The sequence below is a fragment of the Burkholderia sp. S171 genome (genome assembly GCF_009766085.1).
In the GTDB taxonomy this organism is placed as follows: Bacteria; Pseudomonadota; Gammaproteobacteria; order Burkholderiales; family Burkholderiaceae; genus Caballeronia.
In genome coordinates this window covers 606850-625435 of record NZ_LMUF01000030.1, presented here as the reverse complement: position 1 = coordinate 625435, position 18586 = coordinate 606850, and the positions used below count along the sequence as shown (strand labels likewise).

Annotated in this window: 15 protein-coding genes and 3 tRNA genes; 4 read left to right on the top strand and 14 right to left on the bottom strand. The window is 59.9% G+C overall.

Features of this window, described 5'->3' with window-relative positions:
• On the bottom strand, positions 1–556 hold a 556-nt coding region (locus GSQ93_RS38105), incomplete at its 3' end, for a LysR family transcriptional regulator (protein WP_254073895.1).
• A gap of 135 nt (positions 557–691) precedes the next feature.
• Here GSQ93_RS38105 and GSQ93_RS16655 point away from each other — a divergent pair.
• Positions 692–1471 (top strand): haloacid dehalogenase type II, encoded by a 780-nt coding sequence (locus GSQ93_RS16655; protein ID WP_158936735.1) that lies wholly within the window; start codon positions 692–694, stop codon positions 1469–1471.
• Between the two features lie 60 nt (positions 1472–1531).
• Positions 1532–3127: a malate synthase A gene (gene aceB / locus GSQ93_RS16650; RefSeq protein ID WP_158936734.1), complete on the top strand. Its 1596-nt coding sequence runs from the start codon at positions 1532–1534 to the stop codon at positions 3125–3127.
• 80 nt (positions 3128–3207) lie between these two features.
• Here aceB and GSQ93_RS16645 read toward each other — a convergent pair whose 3' ends face one another.
• Positions 3208–3624 carry a gamma-glutamylcyclotransferase gene (locus tag GSQ93_RS16645; protein ID WP_158936733.1) on the bottom strand — a complete coding sequence of 139 codons (417 nt, stop codon included), beginning with the start codon at positions 3622–3624 and terminating at the stop codon, positions 3208–3210.
• Positions 3625–3787: 163 nt separating this feature from the next.
• Between GSQ93_RS16645 and GSQ93_RS16640 the strand changes: the two genes are divergently transcribed.
• Positions 3788–4648, top strand: coding sequence for a helix-turn-helix domain-containing protein (locus tag GSQ93_RS16640; protein ID WP_158936732.1), 861 nt, complete (start codon positions 3788–3790; stop codon positions 4646–4648).
• A 4-nt stretch (positions 4649–4652) separates the two neighbouring features.
• Here the strand turns inward: GSQ93_RS16640 and GSQ93_RS16635 are convergent, their stop codons facing one another.
• The 5 genes from GSQ93_RS16635 to gltX all read right to left on the bottom strand — a co-directional run bounded on the left by GSQ93_RS16635 (position 4653) and on the right by gltX (position 7454).
• The gene (locus GSQ93_RS16635) at positions 4653–5117 is read right to left on the bottom strand and encodes a GNAT family N-acetyltransferase (protein ID WP_158936731.1); all 465 of its coding nucleotides are present in this window, start codon (positions 5115–5117) and stop codon (positions 4653–4655) included.
• Between the two features lie 262 nt (positions 5118–5379).
• A tRNA-Asp gene (locus tag GSQ93_RS16630) sits at positions 5380–5456 on the bottom strand.
• A gap of 72 nt (positions 5457–5528) precedes the next feature.
• Positions 5529–5604: transfer RNA gene (locus GSQ93_RS16625), tRNA-Glu, on the bottom strand.
• Between the two features lie 211 nt (positions 5605–5815).
• A tRNA-Ala gene (locus GSQ93_RS16620) sits at positions 5816–5891 on the bottom strand.
• A gap of 156 nt (positions 5892–6047) precedes the next feature.
• Entirely contained in the window at positions 6048–7454 is a 1407-nt protein-coding gene (gltX, locus tag GSQ93_RS16615; RefSeq protein ID WP_158936730.1) for a glutamate--tRNA ligase, read from the bottom strand.
• A gap of 199 nt (positions 7455–7653) precedes the next feature.
• On the opposite strand from gltX, the gene GSQ93_RS16610 reads away from it, so the two are divergent.
• Positions 7654–8715 (top strand): patatin-like phospholipase family protein, encoded by a 1062-nt coding sequence (locus GSQ93_RS16610; protein ID WP_158936729.1) that lies wholly within the window; start codon positions 7654–7656, stop codon positions 8713–8715.
• A gap of 37 nt (positions 8716–8752) precedes the next feature.
• Here the strand turns inward: GSQ93_RS16610 and GSQ93_RS16605 are convergent, their stop codons facing one another.
• The 7 genes from GSQ93_RS16605 to GSQ93_RS16575 all read right to left on the bottom strand — a co-directional run bounded on the left by GSQ93_RS16605 (position 8753) and on the right by GSQ93_RS16575 (position 18578).
• Positions 8753–9988 (bottom strand): cytochrome c, encoded by a 1236-nt coding sequence (locus GSQ93_RS16605; RefSeq protein ID WP_158936728.1) that lies wholly within the window; start codon positions 9986–9988, stop codon positions 8753–8755.
• Positions 9985–10590 carry a (2Fe-2S)-binding protein gene (locus tag GSQ93_RS16600; RefSeq protein ID WP_158936727.1) on the bottom strand — a complete coding sequence of 202 codons (606 nt, stop codon included), beginning with the start codon at positions 10588–10590 and terminating at the stop codon, positions 9985–9987. The genes GSQ93_RS16605 and GSQ93_RS16600 overlap by 4 nt, the downstream gene beginning before the upstream one ends.
• Positions 10587–13415, bottom strand: coding sequence for a xanthine dehydrogenase family protein molybdopterin-binding subunit (locus tag GSQ93_RS16595; protein ID WP_158936726.1), 2829 nt, complete (start codon positions 13413–13415; stop codon positions 10587–10589). Before GSQ93_RS16595 ends, GSQ93_RS16600 begins: the two co-directional genes overlap by 4 nt.
• Positions 13416–14008: 593 nt before the next feature.
• Complete coding sequence (locus tag GSQ93_RS16590) at positions 14009–14704, bottom strand: C40 family peptidase (protein WP_158936725.1); 696 nt, start codon at positions 14702–14704, stop codon at positions 14009–14011.
• A 136-nt stretch (positions 14705–14840) separates the two neighbouring features.
• On the bottom strand, positions 14841–16439 hold the full coding sequence (locus tag GSQ93_RS16585) for an ABC transporter ATP-binding protein (protein ID WP_158936724.1): 1599 nt from the start codon (positions 16437–16439) through the stop codon (positions 14841–14843).
• Positions 16436–17590, bottom strand: coding sequence for an ABC transporter permease (locus GSQ93_RS16580; RefSeq protein ID WP_158936723.1), 1155 nt, complete (start codon positions 17588–17590; stop codon positions 16436–16438). The genes GSQ93_RS16585 and GSQ93_RS16580 overlap by 4 nt, the downstream gene beginning before the upstream one ends.
• Entirely contained in the window at positions 17544–18578 is a 1035-nt protein-coding gene (locus GSQ93_RS16575; protein ID WP_158936722.1) for a microcin C ABC transporter permease YejB, read from the bottom strand. Before GSQ93_RS16575 ends, GSQ93_RS16580 begins: the two co-directional genes overlap by 47 nt.
• Positions 18579–18586: the final 8 nt, after the last annotated feature.

Here is an 18586-nt window from a genome sequence, read left to right as displayed (position 1 = left end):
GCGCGAGCGCGTCGAGATCGGCGGGCGCGCCGCGCACGCGCAAATAGTCCGGCGACGCCACGCACACCCGGCGGTTCTCACCCAGCTTCAACGACACCAGCGACGAATCCGGCAACTCGCCAAGCCGCACCGCACAGTCGAAACCCTCGTTGACCAGATCGACCATACGGTCCGTCAGGTCGAGCGTGATCGAAACATCGGGGTGCATCGAAGTGAAAACGGGGACGAGCGCGGCAACATGACGCCTCCCGAAACCGGCCGGGGCAGACACCCGCAGATGCCCGCTCGCCTTTACCCCGCCGGCCGACACGCTCGCCTCCGCGCTCTGCATGTCATGAATCACCCGCTGGCAATCCTCCAGAAACGCCGATCCTTCGAAGGTGAGCGTCAGGCGGCGCGTGGTGCGGACGAGCAGTTTCACACCGAGCCGCTCTTCCAGCGCGTCCAGCCGCCGGCCCATCACGGCGGGCGCGACGCCTTCGGCTAGTGCGGCGGCGGACAGGCTTCCCTTGGCGACGACCGCCACGAACGTTTCTATTTGCTTGAATCGGTCCATGCGGGTGCGTTTGTTGAAATGTCGGATGACCAGATTAGGCGTGGAAAAGTCAAAGATCAAGTGATCTGGATGCATCTTCCGGTCGTTCCAACGCACTAATAGAATGGTCGGAGATCTATTTTCGGAGTGCCAGCCATGTCAACGACATCGATTTCGCCTCCCCGTGCAGTCATCTTCGATGCCTACGGCACGCTGTTCGACGTGCACTCCGTCGTGGCGGCCGCCGAGCAGTTATTCCCCGGTCAAGGCGACGCGCTTTCGCAGTTGTGGCGCCAAAAGCAGATCGAATACACGCAGTTGCGCACACTCTCGGACCCCGCTGGCGCCCGATACGAACCGTTCTGGGCGATCACGCTCGACGCGCTGCGCTTCGCGGCCACCCGCCTGAAGCTTGAACACGCACTCACGCCGGCCGCGGAAAAGCGCCTGATGGATGAATATGCCTGCCTCGCAGCATTTCCGGACACGGTCACCGCGCTGAAAACGCTGCGCAAGCGCCCGGATTTGAAACTCGCGATTCTGTCGAACGGCAATCCGCAGATGCTGGACATCGCGGTGAAAAGCGCGGGCATGTCGGGCCTCTTCGATCACGTCCTCTCAGTCGACGCCGTGCGGGCCTACAAACCCGCTCAAGCTGCCTACGCACTCGGAACGCAAGCGATCGGCGTGGCGGCATCGGAGATCGTGTTTGTATCGTCGAATGGCTGGGACGTGACGGGCGCGACGTGGTTTGGCTACACCACTTTCTGGCTCAATCGCATGGCGATGCCCGCGGAACAACTCGGCGTCCTGCCGCGCGGCACCGGACGCGATATGACCGATCTGCTTGCTTTCATCGATGCAGGCTGTCCGCAGCATCAACACAGCGCGCCATTCGATCTTTCCAAGCGCATGCCCCGCAGTCCCAACAACTAACCGATTCATCGATTCACCCAGCACGCAAAACCGTCTGACCGACCAAGGAGATGCAAGAACATGGCGAACACGCTGACCCACGTGCCGCAGGGCATGACCATCACAGCCGATATCAAACCCGGCTACGAGACCATCCTGACGCCCGGGGCGCTTGAGCTTGTAGCAACGCTTCATCGCGCATTTGAGCCGCGTCGTCAGGCGTTGCTCGCTGCGCGCACCGAACGTACAAAGCGCCTTGACGCAGGCGAACGCCCGGATTTCCTCAGCGAAACGCAACCCATCCGTGATGCCGACTGGACCATCGCAGCATTGCCGAAGGCGCTCGAATGCCGCCGTGTGGAGATCACCGGACCGGTCGAACGCAAGATGATCATCAACGCGCTGAACTCCGGCGCGGATTCGTACATGACGGACTTCGAGGATTCGAACACGCCGAACTGGGACAACCAGCTGACCGGTCATATCAATCTGAAGGAAGCGGTACGCGGCACGATTTCGCTTGAACAGAACGGCAAGTCATACAAGCTCAACGATAAAACCGCGACGCTGATCGTGCGTCCGCGCGGCTGGCATCTCGATGAAAAACACGTGACCGTAGATGGTCAGCGGGTGTCGGGCGGCATCTTCGATTTCGCGCTGTTCCTGTTCCACAACGCGAAGGAGCAACTGGCTCGCGGTGCGGGTCCGTACTTCTATTTGCCGAAACTCGAAAGCCATCTCGAAGCGCGTCTGTGGAACGAGATTTTCGTGGCGGCGCAGGAGATGGTGGGTGTGCCGCGTGGATCGATTCGGGCGACGGTTCTTATCGAAACCATCCTGGCCGCGTTCGAAATGGACGAGATCCTGTACGAGTTGCGCGAGCATTCGTCGGGGCTGAATGCCGGCCGCTGGGACTATATTTTTTCTGCGATCAAGAAGTTCAAGAACGACGCCAATTTCTGCCTCGCGGATCGCGCCAAGATCACGATGACCGTGCCGTTCATGCGCGCCTACGCGCTGCAATTGTTGAAGACGTGTCACCGGCGTAACGCGCCTGCTATTGGCGGCATGAGTGCGTTGATTCCGATCAAGGGCGACGCTGAAGCCAACGACAAAGCCATGGGCGGCGTACGGTCGGACAAGGCGCGCGATGCGAGTGACGGTTACGACGGCGGATGGGTCGCGCATCCGGGCCTCGTGCCGATCGCGATGGAAGAGTTCGTGAAGGTGCTCGGCGACCAGCCGAACCAGATCGCGAAGCAACGCGAGGACGTGCAGGTCACAGCAACCGATCTGCTCGATTTCCGTCCTGAAGATCCCATCACCGAAGGCGGCGTGCGCGGCAATATCAACGTGGGCATCCACTATCTTGGTTCGTGGCTCGCGGGCAATGGCTGCGTGCCGATCCACAACCTGATGGAAGATGCAGCGACTGCGGAAATTTCGCGCTCGCAAGTGTGGCAGTGGATTCGCTCGCCGAAAGGCAAGCTCGACGATGGCCGCAAAGTAACCGCTGACATGGTCCGCGCCTTCACGCAGGAAGAATTGGCAAAGGTGAAAGCGGTCATTGCCGGCGACACCGCGCCGTATGACCGGGCAGCGACGATCTTCGAAGCGATGTCGACATCGGATACGTTCGCGGAGTTTTTGACGTTGCCGCTTTACGAAGAGATTTAAGACTTAACGCGGATCTTCTCTTCTGTAAAACAAAGCCGCCCTGAAAATTCAGGGCGGCTTTTTTTATCGGCGTTGATCAATCAATTCCGTGCTCTTCGATACACAACCCAATCGCCGTTATCGATACGCGGCAAACCTTCCACCGCCGCCTCGCCGACCGGATAAACCAGGCAATCGATAACCTGCGCGCGCCCGTCTACGTGAACCGTCACGTGCAGGCGCTCGCTACGATACAAGCCGATAACACCCGGCACGATCTCTTCGATTTCATCGAGCACGGGCACGAGCGTTTCATCGATCCGATAGATATCGCCATGCACCGGCCGCGCTGCAGGATCGAGCACCAGTCCGGGATACGCGTCGAAGTCGTACAGCCGCCCGTTGATATGACCCGAGCCGATCAGCATTGGCGCGGCGATCCCGTTACGCTCGGCCGCGAGGCGAATGTCATTGCTCTCGCCCGCTCGCAGCGTGCCGTAGACGAATACGTGTTGCATGCGTTCTATCCCTTCCATGAAGATTCAGCGCGCATTATGCCAAGCATATAAAACAGGTGTTACGTCGTGATGGCTTGGCCCAACGAAACACGTCCCGCGCCCGGCTTCAAAGCCAATCCCGCCCGATGCCTTTAATATCACGGAGGAGGAGCGCTTACAAACCATGTTCACGCCAACCGATCAACCGCTGCAATCGCTGCAACCGGAAGAAGTCGAGCATCTCGACATTCCCGCCGAGTCGTCGCCTACGCTCACGCACCCGATTCGCGTGCGTTCGCGGCCCGTGCCGGCCGGCGTCCGAATTGCGCGGCACACACACGCGTGGGCGCAGGTCGCATGCACGACACGGGGCGTGCTGCGCATCGCAGCGGAAGGGTCAACGTGGATGGTGCCACCGTCGCGGGCAATCTGGGTCCCGCCGAACGTGACGCACGAAGTGGTAATTGTGGAAGACGCGTTTCTGCGGACGTTGTATATAGACGCGAGTGTCGTGCCGCCGGGACTGGATGCGTGCCGCGTAGTGGAAGTGTCGCCGCTGCTGCGCGAGGTGGCTGTTGCGCTGGATGACCTGACGATTTCAAGCGAGCGCGAACGGCTGCTCGGCACGCTTGCACTGGATGAAATCACACGCTCGCGGCCGCTGCCCCTCTCCATCCCGATGCCCACCGACAAACGCTTGCTCGCATTATGCGAAGCGGTCCTCGCCGACCCTGCTTCCGCCGATTCGCTCGAACACTGGGCAACGCTCGCCGGTGCAAGCACCCGCACGATCGCGCGCTTGTTCCGGCGTGAACTCGGCGTAAGCTTTTCGCGATGGCGTCAGCAGGCCGTGCTGGCGCGAGCGATTCCGTTACTGAGTCAGGGCCGACCGCTCTCACAAGTTGCGTTGCTGCTCGGCTATCAAAGCCAGAGCGCCTTTTCCGCGATGTTCAGACGTGCGTTCGGCGAAAGTCCGCGCGCATTTTTTGTCCGCGACGGCGAGCCGCGCGACGATAGTCAGAACGGCGCGTCGAACGAGCGCTGAAACGCTAAACGGCGCGCACCATATTCCGGATCGCGCCGAATTGTGCGAGCCGCGAACCGGCAGTTTTATATCCCATGCGGATATAGAGCCGGGCCGCGGGGTTATCGACGAATACGCGCAACTGCGTCTCCTTTAGTCCGCGTGCACGTGCCCAGCGGTGCGCGGTATCGAGGAGAAATGTCCCCGCGCCCGTCCGGCGCCAGCCTTCCACCACTTGTACGTCGCGGATGTGCAGCGACTGGTCTTCTTCCGTCACGCGCATCACGCCAATAGCCTGGCCGTCGCACTCCAGCACGAAGTTTTCCGATTCCCGCCAGCTACCCAGGAACAGATCGCTGCGCCACACGAGATTGTGGCGGCGGTAGTAGCCATTCATGTTGTTGCGCGTAAGCGCCTCGGCGAACGAAAAATCGTCCATCGACGCCAGGCGCAACTGAAACGGCGAGAGAGCTTCGGTGGGATCGAGCATTGCGCGATGAAAGCACGGAATCAAGTCATCAACACTAAGTCAGGCGGCGCGCGCTGGCAATGGAGAGTTTTACGAGCGCGCAAATTCGATGTCACACACGCCACACGTTCAACAAGATGCAACGGGATGGTGGTAAGAAGAAAAGCGGGAGAGGAAACGGGAGCGGGCGAGCGGAAGGACTGGGAAGGATGAAAAACGCGACGTACAAAAAACGTGGACGAAAAAAATCCAGCTTAAGCTGGATTTTTCTTTTACAACTTGTTGGCGGAGCGGACGGGACTCGAACCCGCGACCCCCGGCGTGACAGGCCGGTATTCTAACCAACTGAACTACCGCTCCACTTCTTTCCATCAGTTCGTGAGGTTGGTTGACTCAACAAACTTGCAGCGCTTCTGGCAGCCGCCGATGTTATGGCGTCCCCAAGGGGATTCGAACCCCTGTACTCACCGTGAAAGGGTGATGTCCTAGGCCTCTAGACGATGGGGACATAAACTTTTCAGTCAATGTCTTCTACTCTTTTCACTTAATCCCGACAGCTTTCTGATTAACTTCGATTAATACTTTCTTAATCGTTTAAACCTTATTAATCAGTTTCTTGTCAGTCAGCAGCGAAGAACGACATTATAAACAGCTTTGTGATTCTTGTGAAGCTTTTTTTCCGATGCTCTGGCGCTTTAAAAAGCTTCATTTCTGTTCTGTGGTGGAGGTAAGCGGGATCGAACCGCTGACCTCTTGCATGCCATGCAAGCGCTCTCCCAGCTGAGCTATACCCCCCTTGCAGAACAAAAACGAGATTCTAAAGGGCACTTTTGAAGTTGTAAATACCTTTTAGCCCAGCATCTGAAAATAGTTCGTCCTTAGGGTGCGAACTTGGGGCGCAAACCGGACACCGTTCGCCACGATGCAACGCACTCATGTTGCGCCTCATGTTCAGGCAATGCCCTTCTCAAGCCGAGTCAGCACCGTCTCACGGCCGAACAGCATCAGCACCGCGTCAATGGACGGTGTGTGCGTGGTGCCCGCGACCAGCAGACGCACCGGCATGGCGAGATGCGGCATCTTGAGCTTGTGGGCCGTCAGCGTGGCCTTGAACGCCGCCGAGATGGCTTCCTTGCTCCACTCCACTTCGCTCAGTGCCTGCCGCAAGTCAGCAAGCGCGGGACGCACGGCTTCCGTAACATGCTGCGCGAGTGCAGCGGGATCGAGCACGGGCTCCTGATAGAACATGGCGGCGTTATCGGCAATTTCCTTTACCGTCGATGCGCGGTCCTTCAGCAAGCCGATCACGAGCTCGAGCGGCGGCCCTTGCTCGATCATGGTGGAGTCGATACCCAGTTCGGCCAGAAAAGGCTTGGTGAGCGTTTCGAGCCGTGCGTTGTCCGCTTCCTTGATGTAGTGCGCGTTCAGCCAGTTCAACCGGTCCGGATCGTATTGCGCCGGCGACTTGCCCAGATGGTCCAGGTCGAACCATTCGACAAATTGTTCACGCGAGAAAATCTCCGCATCGCCATGCGACCAGCCGAGCCGCGCCAGATAGTTGAGGACCGCTTCCGGCAGATAACCGCTGTCGCGATAACCCATCACGCTCATCGCGCCGTGGCGCTTGCTCATCTTCTCGCCCTGCTCGTTGAGCACGGTCGGCAAGTGGGCGTACACCGGCACTTCGCCGCCCAGCGCGCGCAGGATGTTGATCTGGCGCGGCGTGTTGTTCACGTGGTCGTCGCCGCGGATCACGTGGGTGATCTTCATGTCGAGATCGTCCACGACTACGCAGAAGTTATAGGTCGGCGTGCCGTCCGGGCGCGCGATCACGAGGTCATCGAGCTCGTCGTTCGCGATTTCGATCGTGCCCTTCACTGCGTCGTCCCAGCTCACTACGCCGCCCAGCGGATTGCGAAAGCGAATGACCGGCGAGACGCCTTCCGGAATGGACGGCAGCACTTTGCCCTCTTCCGGGCGCCACGTGCCGTCGTAACGCGGCTTTTCATTGGCCGCGCGCTGGCGCTCACGCAATGCGTCGAGTTCTTCCGTCGACATGTAGCAGTGGTAGGCCAGGCCCTGGTCGAGCATCTGCTTCAGCACTTCACGGTAACGGTCCATGCGCTGCATCTGATAGATCGGGCCTTCGTCGTACTCGAGGCCGAGCCATTCCATGCCTTCAAGGATGGCGTCGACGGACGCGTCGGTCGAGCGCTCCAGGTCGGTGTCCTCGATGCGCAACACGAAAACGCCCTTCATCTTGCGCGCGAACGCCCACGGATAAAGCGCGGAGCGAATGTTGCCGAGGTGGATGAAGCCTGTGGGGCTGGGAGCGAAACGGGTACGGACTTGGGTCATGTGCGGTGTGCTCGATAGCTCAAATGCGTTTGCTGGCACGGGAGGGGCCAGGCAAGCGATATATCGGGGACCGGCTTCGGCGCGTCTTCTGGACGAACTTGGCGAGCGGTCAAAACGAGTGTGAATTATACCCGCCGGGCGCTTTTGGCCTGCTCTCGGGGGTCATCATGTTTTATCATGTGCGCCGTTACTGGACGGCATGACCAAGCGGCCAATCGAGCTAGCTGATCAAGCTGCTGAGCAGCGTCCACGCCCCACGCCACGCCTGTTACCCGCTGCATCGCAGGAGAACTCCTTGAAAACTTCGCCGCCCTCGCTTTCGTCGCTGCCCCAGTTGTCGCGACGCGCGTTCGCTCTTGGCTGCGCATCGGCCGTGCTCACAGCGTGCACTACGCCGTCCAGCTCCACCACCGCGCTTACTGCACCCGTGCCGTCCACGTCGCCAGTATCGGCCACCAGCACGCCCCAGCGGCCCGTGCGGATCGGCTTGGCACTAGGCGGCGGCGCGGCCCGGGGGTTTGCGCACATCGGCGTAATCAAGGCACTGGAAGCGCGCAATCTGAAGGTGGACCTGTTGAGCGGCACCAGCGCGGGCTCGGTGATCGCGGCGTTATCGGCATCAGGGATGAGCGGCATTGCCATCAACAAGCTCGCGCTGACCATGGATGAAGCCTCTATCAGCGACTGGGCGATGCCGTTTCGCACGCGCGGTTTCCTGCAAGGCGTTGCGCTGCAGAATTACCTGAACAAGACGCTCGACAACCGGCCGATCGAAAAGATGGCGAAACCGCTCGGTATTGTCGCGACGGATTTGAGGACCGGTCAGCCAATCCTGTTCCAGCGGGGGAATACCGGCATTGCCGTGCGCGCGTCGTGCAGCGTGCCGTCCATCTTCGAGCCGGTGAAGATCGGCGGTCATGAGTACGTGGATGGCGGCCTGGTGAGCCCGGTGCCGGCGGCATTCGCGCACAAGATGGGCGCGGATTTTGTGATCGCGGTGGATATTTCTGCTCGCCCTGAGACAGGGCTGACGCAAAGCTCCTTCGACGTGCTGATGCAGACCTTCACGATCATGGGCCAGACCATCAAGGCGTACGAACTCGATAAATACGCCGACTTCGTCATCCGCCCGAACTTGGCCGCCATGAGCGGCAGCGACTTCGGCCAGCGCAACGCGGCGATCCTGGCCGGCGAGGAAGCGGTCGCCAAGGTCTGGCCGGAACTACAGCGGCAAATGGCGGCGAAAGGCGCTACCGTTTGAATAAACGGTAGCGCTTGCCCTCGTAGCACCAGGCGGCTTAGCGCAACGACTTGACGCGTGCTGCCGTTACGTCACCCGGCTGGCCGCCCCAACTCGAGCGCAGGTAGTTGGCAAGGTGCGCGAGTTCGTCGTCGTTGAGCGTGGCGGCGAATCCCGGCATTGCCTGCATGCTTTCCGTTCCGGCGAACTCGGCGGCATCCACGCCATCGAGCATTGCAACGATCAGGTTATGCGAATCGGCCTGACGCAGCGTCGAGCTTCCTTGCATCGATACCGCGACGTGGGGTTTGCCCTCCCCGCCAAGCCCATGACACCCCGCGCACACAGCGACATAGCTAGCCCGGCCGGCTGCCACATGTGCGGCATCGGCGGAACCTGGCTGCACCGGCGTAGGCGGAAGCGGTGCATCGCCGAGCATATAGGTCGATAGCGCGCGCAAATCGCCCGGGCTCAGGTGCTGGGTGCTTAGCATCACTACCGGATGCATCTCGCCGAATGCAGAACCCTGGCGGCTGATCCCGGTCGCGAAGAATGTCTGCAAGTCAGCGGCCGTCCAGCCACGCGCAGCAAGCCCCGCGGGCGTGATATCCGGCGGCACGACACGACCGAGCATCGAACCTTGCAACGCCTTCGCACCGTTCAACTGCCCGAACGCACCACGTGGCGTGTGACACTCGGCACAGTGACCTAGTGCATTGGCGAGATATCGCCCGCGGGTCCAGTCAGCCGAACTCCCCGCCGATGCATCCGGCAACGCGTCCTTGAGGAACAGCATGTTCCAGAACATCACGGCCATCCGCACGTTGAACGGGAACGTCAAGTCGGGTTCGTGGTTCGGCACGGCAGCCGGTTTTTGCGCCATCAGATACGCATAGATGGCGTCGCTGTCGGCGCGGGACATCGTCCGGTAAGACGTGTAAGGCATGGCCGGATAGAGCTGCTTGTCAGGCGCCACACCGTCGTGCAGGGCTTTGTAGAACTGCGCAGCACTCCACTTGCCGATGCCATGCTCGGGATCAGGCGTGATGTTCGTGCCATAAAAGGTGCCGAACGGCGACCCGAGCTTCACGCCGCCGGCAAACGGCGCACCGCCGGCGATCGTGTGACAGGCGGCGCAGTCGGCCGCTTTCGCGAGATAACTGCCGCGCGCGATCTGCTCGGCGGCCGAATCATGCGTGGGGGCTGCGGTGTCATCGGGACGTTCGCTACAAGCGGACAGAGCGGCGACGCATAACGCAAGCGCGCCGAGGCGAAAGGAAATTGCCCGGTTCATGCGGAATCCTTAACAAGTCCAGGCGTGTTCAACACAACGTCCTTCACCGCCTCGTAGTAGCGCACGTAGCCGGTGCAGCGGCAGATGTGGTCGTCGAGTGCTTTCGTGATCTCGTGCTCCACCGACTCCCTGGCAATCGGCTCGCGTTTTAGGCGTTCGATCAGCACCGTCGCCGCATTGACGAATCCCGGCGTGCAGTAGCCGCACTGGAAGCTGAAGTGTTCGAGGAATTTCTGCTGCACCGGCGAGAGTTCCACGACCTCGCCTTGCTCATTGCGTTTGGCGTGGCCTTCAATGGTCCGCACCTTTTTGCCGTCGAAGAAATGCGCGCCCGTGATGCACGTGCGCACTTCTTCGCTCGACCCGTCCGGCTTGTCGAGAATCACCACGCACGCGTGGCAGACGCCCTGCCCGCAGCCAAGCCGTGAGCCAGTCAAGCCCACGTACTCATGCAGGAAGTCGATCATCATCAGGCCGTCGGGGGTCTGGATCGGACCCATGGCGGCACCGTTGATCGTCAGGGAAATGGGTTTCATCTGGATCAAAGGCCGGTGCAAAGGTTGCTGAACGAGCGGCGTCGGAGTGGGGTTGGCAGCGGTCATGCGAGCGCCTCCTGAATGTTTTGCGGTTTCACCGGCAAGTCGTTGAACCGATGCCCGATGGCGTGCGCGATACCATTGACGATGGCGCCAACGACCGGAATCATCACCACCTCTGCAATGCCCTTTGGCGGATCGGTCTCGGACAGCGGCGGCAGCACTTCGCCGGTCTGGGCCCAGACAGCGACATCGCTTGCGCGCGGCACGTGATAGCGGTTGAAGTTCCAGGTGCCGTTGCCGGGACCCTCTTCGTAGAGCGGCAGATATTCATGCAGCGCATGTCCAATCCCCATCGCCAATCCGCCTTGCAGTTGACCTGAGACGAGTTGCGGCGAAAGCATGTTGCCGCACTCCATGATCGAATGATGCGAAAGCAGGCTGACACGGCCGCTGGCTTCGTTCACCGCGAGTTCAACGAGCGTTCCAACCGCGCTGTAGTAGGTGACCGCAGCGTTGTTTCGGCTGACCGGCGCGATGAACACCCGCTTGCGATCGAGGGCGCGGTAAATGGGCTGGACCGGTGCCTTAGCAACCTTGGCATCAGTCTTACCCGCACCGTGAAGCAATGACAGCCCGTCGATAGGCAAACGCTCGGTCACACCATCAATGTCGAATTCCGCCTCGCTCCATTGCCATCGATTGAACGCATGCACGATCGCGCCCGTGACGAGCCCGAGGTCGTGTGCTTTCTTCGCAAGTTGTTCGACCGCCAACGGCTCAAGACCTGCTGCAGTGAGCTTGCCCTCCACCCATCGCGCATCTTCACGACGCACGACAAGCGGCGCAGCCTGACCGCCGCCTATACCGCCGCTCCAGATTGCCATTGCGGCCGGCCACAGACCGTGCGTGAACACCACGCGTGCTGCTTCGTACGTGCTATGCGTGAAGTAGAACGCTGAATTCGTCGCACTCGATGGCGACATGAAGCCCGGCGACCAGCGCGGATTAGCCGACAGCTTGTCCTGCTCGGCCTGCGACATCATGTAGGGATCGCCACTGGTCACCACGGGCAGCTCCGGCCAGTCGACAATCGCCATGCGGACCTCGGCGGCCGGTTTGCCGAGCCACTTGGCGCAGGCAATAGCTTGCGATGTAGACACGCCCGTGCCAATTTCAGCGGCCGTATGATGCAACGTGATCTTGCCGTCGGCCGCGATTTCGACCTTCACAAACGACGACTCCGCGCCCGTGCCAAAGTCTTTCTGCACGCACGCGAAACCCACGCCATAGCGGTTGCCCGGATGCGCCAGCTCATACTCGGCCTTCTTCTGCGCGCGCCCGGTCCAGAGCGGATGAACCTTGGCCTTTTGCAAGACTTCATCGACACGAATCGCACCGGCGGGAATCGCACCCTGGGTATTTTTCATGCCCGAGCGCAGCGCGTTCTTCAACCGCAAGTCGATGGCATCGAGTCCGAGCTGCGTCGCAATTTCATCGATCAGCATCTCGGTCGCGGCCATGGTCTGCAGCGTGCCGTAACCGCGCGCGGAGCCGGCGTCGATCGCGCGTGAAGCGATCGCGATACCCGTCAGATCACTCTTCGGGAAGTAGTAGATCGACTGCGCGGCCGATGCCCCCACCATGGCCACCGATGGCGAGAAATTGCAGCGCCCACCGCCATCGACTTCGAGCTCGGCCTTGAACGACTGCAGGAGGTTCGTTTTCTTATCAATCGCGATTCGATACCGCATCTTCGATGCATGCCGTTTTATCGATGTCTGGAATTGCTCATAGCGATCAAATGCAAGACGTACCGGACGGCCATCGCCGTACAGGGCCGCGATCAATCCGTAGAACGGAACCGTAAAGTGGTCCTTGGACCCGTAGCCGACCGTATAGACCGGATGCAGGAACAGGTTCTTCACCGGAAACTTGCTCTTCGCCGCCATCTCCGCAGCGCTCTCGGCGACCTCGTGCGGCCCTTGCGTCGGCACGACCATGTGCAGCGATTGCGTCGCTGCGTCGTACCAGCAGTTCGTGTTGTCGGGTTCGAGCGCGGCGGTATCGATGGATTGCGTGCTGTAGTTGCGCTCCAGCACAAGCCAATCCGCTGGCGGATGATCGAGTTCACCCTGCATGTTTTGCGCATGGAACAAGCCCTGCTCGTCGAGCTTGCCGTCCTGCCGCCCCGCCGCCCACACCGGTTCGTGCTTACGCATTGCACTTGGGAACAACATGGTGTCCTTCAAGCTCGAGAACGTGTCCTCGTCATAGGCCGTCGCACCGCCGACGCGCACAAAGCGGAACGTGCCCCACGGATCGCGTTCAAGCGGCCCGGTCTTCTCCCCGTAGCGGATGATTTCATCGCGGAACTGGAGCTTGTCTTTGGCGAACCGGAAGCGTGCGAAATCGTGATAGATCAGCATGGCTACCGCCTGGCCAAGATACGCCGGCGTCTTGCCCGGCGGCAGCAGCATGTCGTCGCCATAGAACGCGGGAAATGCGAGGCCATCGCGGGCAAGCTCCGCCGCCGTGACAATCCGGTCCGGCTGAAGGTCGTCGTCGAGCAAGCTCAGGTCGAAACCCTGATACGCCCGGTCAGCCTGCGTCGTACGCAACATGAATGCATGCGATTGCTGGTTCGGCCAGTGCGGCATGTCGGCCGCGCGCACATCTCTTGCGAATACCTTCGAGCCGGTGACCTTCGCGATGCCATCAATACGAAACTTCGCGCTGCCGCTTGCTGTATCCCACTGAATCGGCGTCAGGATTTTTTCTTCAAATAGCGCAGCGAATGCGCGACTGCCGAGCGGCGCAATAATGACCGTCAGTCCCGCGATTGCACTCGCCTTCAGAAAACCACGACGCGATCGGTCGAGCTCTCTCATAGTCCACTCCTTGAATGATCGGCTGAGAGCTTCAAGCCACGCTGCTTCGGGTATCGCTTTTTATTTTGCATTCCGAAATAATTATCTGTTTCATATAACCGCTTGATCCGGTGCGAGACGACTATAAAAGACGACGACGAGAAATCTGAATATCTCCGATCGTAATCGCACTGCGGGTTCTTCAACGTGCAAGGATTTGCACCAGCCTGTTTCAACGTTTAGCTGGCTTTTTCAGCTTTACCTTGAGCAGTATTTTTATCGATGCAGAGCGTTCTGAACTGCCCGGGAAAAGTGGGCGATTGTACGGGCGAAGCTTGCTTGCAAGCAGCAATCGGCATGTCAAGTTTTGTGCTTGATAGCCATTAGAGCGGAGTTGGAAATCCGTTGCGATGTACGGCGCTAATGTCACTCGGAAGCATCCGAATGTGCTCGGTCTCAAGCGGCAATACAGCGACGTGGCGAAGGTCAACGGCTAGAAATGCGTGCAATCCCTGCAGGAACGACGAAAGCCCGCCCTTTTTTGGAAGGCAGGCTTTTGTAGACCGTACCGGCCTCGATTACCGCGAGCAACCGGTCAGATAGCTGACGACGACTTAGTTGTCGTTGTTACCAACGTTGCCACCTATTGTGGCGCTGACACGCTGACGTAGATCGACGCCATCAATTGGGAAGGTCGCTTCAACACGCCGAGCGCCTGTGTACCGCTTTTCCCAATAGCTGTTGTCCATGTCGTCCACACGGATCGTGCTGCCCGTGGAAGGCGAGTGAACAAACTTGTTGTCGCCGATATAAATCCCGACGTGCGAGAACGAACGACGCATTGTGTTGAAAAACACGAGGTCGCCCGGTTTTAGCTCGCTCACGCGAACTTTCTCGCCCACGCGGCTCATCTCTTCCGCACGCCGCGGCAAGGTCATGCCCAGCGTGTCCTGGAACACGTAGCGCACGAAACCGCTGCAATCGAGACCGGAATCCGGTGTATTGCCGCCCCAGCGATAGCGCACGCCGATCATATTGAGCGCGCCGACGACTACGTCGCCCGCCTTGCTCGCCATGCCGGAAAGAAAAGAGCGCGTGCCGCTGGATGGGTTGGCTGTCACATTGCCGGAGTCGGCAACGGGATAAATGTCGTTAGCTGCTTTGGTCGACGCGGAGATGCCATTGCTGACATTTTGGCTTGAATTGTTGACTTCGTCGGCGAACGCGCCCGAAGTCGCTGTCATCATCAGGCCGATCAACATGCTGGCTGCTGCCCGCGCGCATGTTTGAGTCAAAGTTAATTGCTGCATCGGTCGGTAGTTTTGGGTGAAAAAGTCTGAAAAATCAGTGTGATGCGGAAAAGTTGGCTTGATACTAGCCAGATATTATTTACATGTCAAAAGGCATAGAAAAAAACAATTGAGATACGCACCTAATTGGTGAAAATTAGGCCGCGATCGCGGCTTTCAGTAACTTTCTTGTGTATTCGTGGGACGGCGTGGCAAAAATATTCTCCACATCGCCGGTTTCCACGACAGTTCCGTTCTGCATCACCACAACCCGGTGCGCCATCGCGCCAATCACCTCCAGGTCGTGGCTAATAAATACGTAGCCCAGGTTGTACTTCCGTTGTATATCGGCAAGCAGACGCAAAACTTGATACTGAATTGACACATCGAGTGCACTGGTGGGTTCATCGAGGATCAGGATGCGCGGTTCGAGCACCAGCGCGCGGGCGATCGCAATGCGTTGCCGCTGTCCGCCGGAGAACTCATGCGGGTATCGATTCAGTGCCGTGCGGTCAATTCCGACTTCGCGCAGAACGGCCACCACCTTGGCGTGCCGCGCGGCTGCATCAAGTTCCGGACGATGCAAACCCAACCCCTCGCCTACGATGCGCTCAATAGTCTGACGTGGCGACAGCGAGCTATACGGATCCTGAAACACCACCTGCATATTTGATCGCAAAACGGTTTTTTCGCGGCCACGATAATCGCCAAGCAAGCGCCCTTGAAACTCCACCTTTCCGTGTGACGTGCGCTGCAAACCTAGCAGCGCCATCGCCAAAGTGGATTTCCCCGACCCCGACTCGCCCACGATGCCCAACGTTTCACCCTGCCGCACCGTCACCGATACCCGATCCACCGCCTTGAACGCGCCACGCCGGAACCAGCCACCCACGCCCGGCGTCTTCGTGGCGAATTCCACGGATACCTCTTGCGCGTCGAGCAATACTGGCGACAGCGGCAGCACCGGCAACACCGAGCGCTCCGGCCTGCTCGCCAGCAATCGCACCGTATAAGGATGCTGCGGAGACGCGAATATGTCCTGCACCGTACCGCTTTCCACCAGCACGCCCTGCTCCATCACCGCCACGCGCTGCGCGAATTTACGCACGAGGTTGAGGTCGTGCGTGATCAGCAACACGGCCATGCCGCGCGAAGCGGCTTCGTCGCGTTGCAATTCCAGCAGCAATTCCACGATTTGCGCGCGGATGGTCACGTCGAGCGCGGTCGTGGGTTCGTCGGCGAGCAGAAGACGCGGCCGGCAGGCCAGCGCCATGGCGATCATCGCGCGCTGGCGTTGTCCGCCCGAGAGCTGATGCGCGTATCTGTCAATGCGTTGTTCCGGCTCCGTAATCCCCGTGCGTGCGAGCAGGTCGATCGCGCGGCGGCGGGCATCGCGAGCGGAAACGCCATCGTGCAGTTGGATCGTCTCCACTATCTGGTCGCCGATGGTGTACAGCGGGTTGAGCGCGGTCATCGGCTCCTGGAAGATCATCGCGATGTCAGCGCCGCGCAGCTTGCGCATGGCCCGTTCGCTTTTGGTGAGCAACTCCTGGCCGTCCAGGCGAATCGATCCGCTCAGCTCGGCGTCGCGCAAAAGCCGCAGGATCGACAACGCCGTCACGCTTTTGCCCGATCCCGACTCGCCGACCAGCGCCACGCGCTCGCCGGCTTCTATCTTGAGGCTCACGCCATCGACGGCCATGGTTTCGCCAAAGCGCACCCGCAGATCGGTGATTTCCAGCAACGGCGCGTTCATTGACCACCTCCGGCTTTGACGGCGTCGGAGATACGCGTGTCCAGCGCGTTGCGCAGCGCGTCGCCCATGAACGTGAGCAGCAACAAGGTCGCGACCAGCACGCCGAAGGTGGACAACGAGATCCACCATGCGTCGAGATTCGCCTTGCCTTGCGCGAGCAATTCTCCCAGGGACGGCGTAGGCGGCGGCACGCCCAGGCCCAGGAAATCGAGGCTGGTCAGCGCAAGGATCGCCCCGCTCATGCGAAATGGCAGGAAGGTGATAACGGGCGTGAGACTATTTGGCAGGATGTGACGCCAGATGATCTGGGCATTCGATAAACCCATCGCCCGCGCCGCCCGCACGTAATCCTGCGTGCGGTTGCGCAGGAACTCGGCGCGCACATAATCCGATAACCCGATCCATCCGAACAACGACAACAGCACGACGAGCAGAGTCAAGGTTGGTTCAAAAATAGACGCAAAGATAATCAGCAGATACAACTCGGGCAACGCACTCCATATCTCGATCAGGCGTTGTCCGGTCAGGTCGGTACGGCCGCCAAAGTAGCCTTGCACCGCGCCGGCCAGCAGACCGAGCACGGTGCCTATCGCTGTCAGGACCAGTGCGAAGATTACTGACACGCGAAAGCCATAGAGCAGCCGGGCGAACACATCGCGGCCGCGGTCATCAGTGCCGAGCCAGTTTTCACGCGATGGCGGCGCCGGATTCGATGCCTTGGAGAAATAGTTGAGCGTGTCGTAGTAATAGTGGTTCGGCGGATAAACGGCGAAGTTGCCACCTTCGCTGAAACGGTCACGAATGTACGGATCGAGGTAATCGGCGGGCGTCGGAAAATCGCCGCCAAACGTGGTCTCGGCGTACGTCTTGACCATCGGGAAATACAGATGCCCCTGATAGCGGACGACCAATGGTTTGTCATTCGACCACAGCGGTCCCGCGAGACTGGTCGCGAACGCAATCACGAAAATCACCAGGCTCCAGTAGCCGAGCCGGTTGCTTTTGAAACGTTGCCAGACGCGTTGTCCCGGCGTGATCGATACAGGCACGCTGAGCGGCTGGGCGTCGCTGTCTTGAGGCGGTCGGAGCAGGGAACGGTTCAACTCATCGCTCCAGTTGTTCGAATTGAATGCGCGGATCGACCCAGACATAGCAGAGGTCGGAGATCAGCTTGGTCGCAAGTCCGATCAGCGTGAACAGATACAGCGTACCGAGCACGACCGGGTAATCGCGCCGCACGACAGACTCATACGAAAGCAGGCCGAGGCCATCGAGTGAAAAAAGCGTTTCTATCAGGAGGCTGCCCGTAAAGAATGCCCCGATGAACGCGCCCGGAAAACCGACGATCAGCGGCAACAACGCGTTGCGGAACACGTGCTTCCACAGCACCCTTCTCTCTGATAACCCCTTGGCCCGCGCCGTCAGCACATATTGTTTGCGGATTTCATCGAGGAATGCGTTCTTGGTCAGCATGGTGACGACCGCGAAGCTGCCAACCACCGACGCAATGATGGGCAGCGTGATATGCCACAAATAGTCGGCTATCTTGCCGCCGAGGCTCAGCGTTGCCCAGTTATCCGACGTGAGATTGCGCAGCGGAAACAGCTGCCAGAACGACCCGCCGCCGAACAGCACCAAGAGCAGCACACCGAGCACGAAGCCGGGAATGGCGAAGCCGACGAGCACGAGCAGGCTGGTGGTGAAATCGAAGGTGGAACCGTTGCGCACCGCCTTCGCGATCCCGAGCGGCACCGATATCAGGTAGGTCAGAAAGAACGTCCACACGCCGATGCTGATCGACACCGGCAGCTTCGACACAATCAGCGACCACACACTTTGATGGCGAAAATAGCTGTCGCCGAGATCGAAACGGGCGAAGCGTCCGAGCATCAGCCAGTAGCGTTCGAGCGGCGGTTTATCGAAGCCGTAGAGCGCGCGAAGTTGCGCGACTTGCTGCGCATCCACGCCCGTGTGCATGCGCATGCCGAAGCTCGCGCCTTGCTCGCCGCGCCGCAATTCGTGCACGGCTTGTTCGACCGGTCCGCCCGGCACGAACTGGATCACGGCGAACGTGAGCGTGAGGACACCGAGCAAGGTCGGGATCATCAGCAAGATACGTTTGAGGATGTAGGTCCACATGGGCGCGG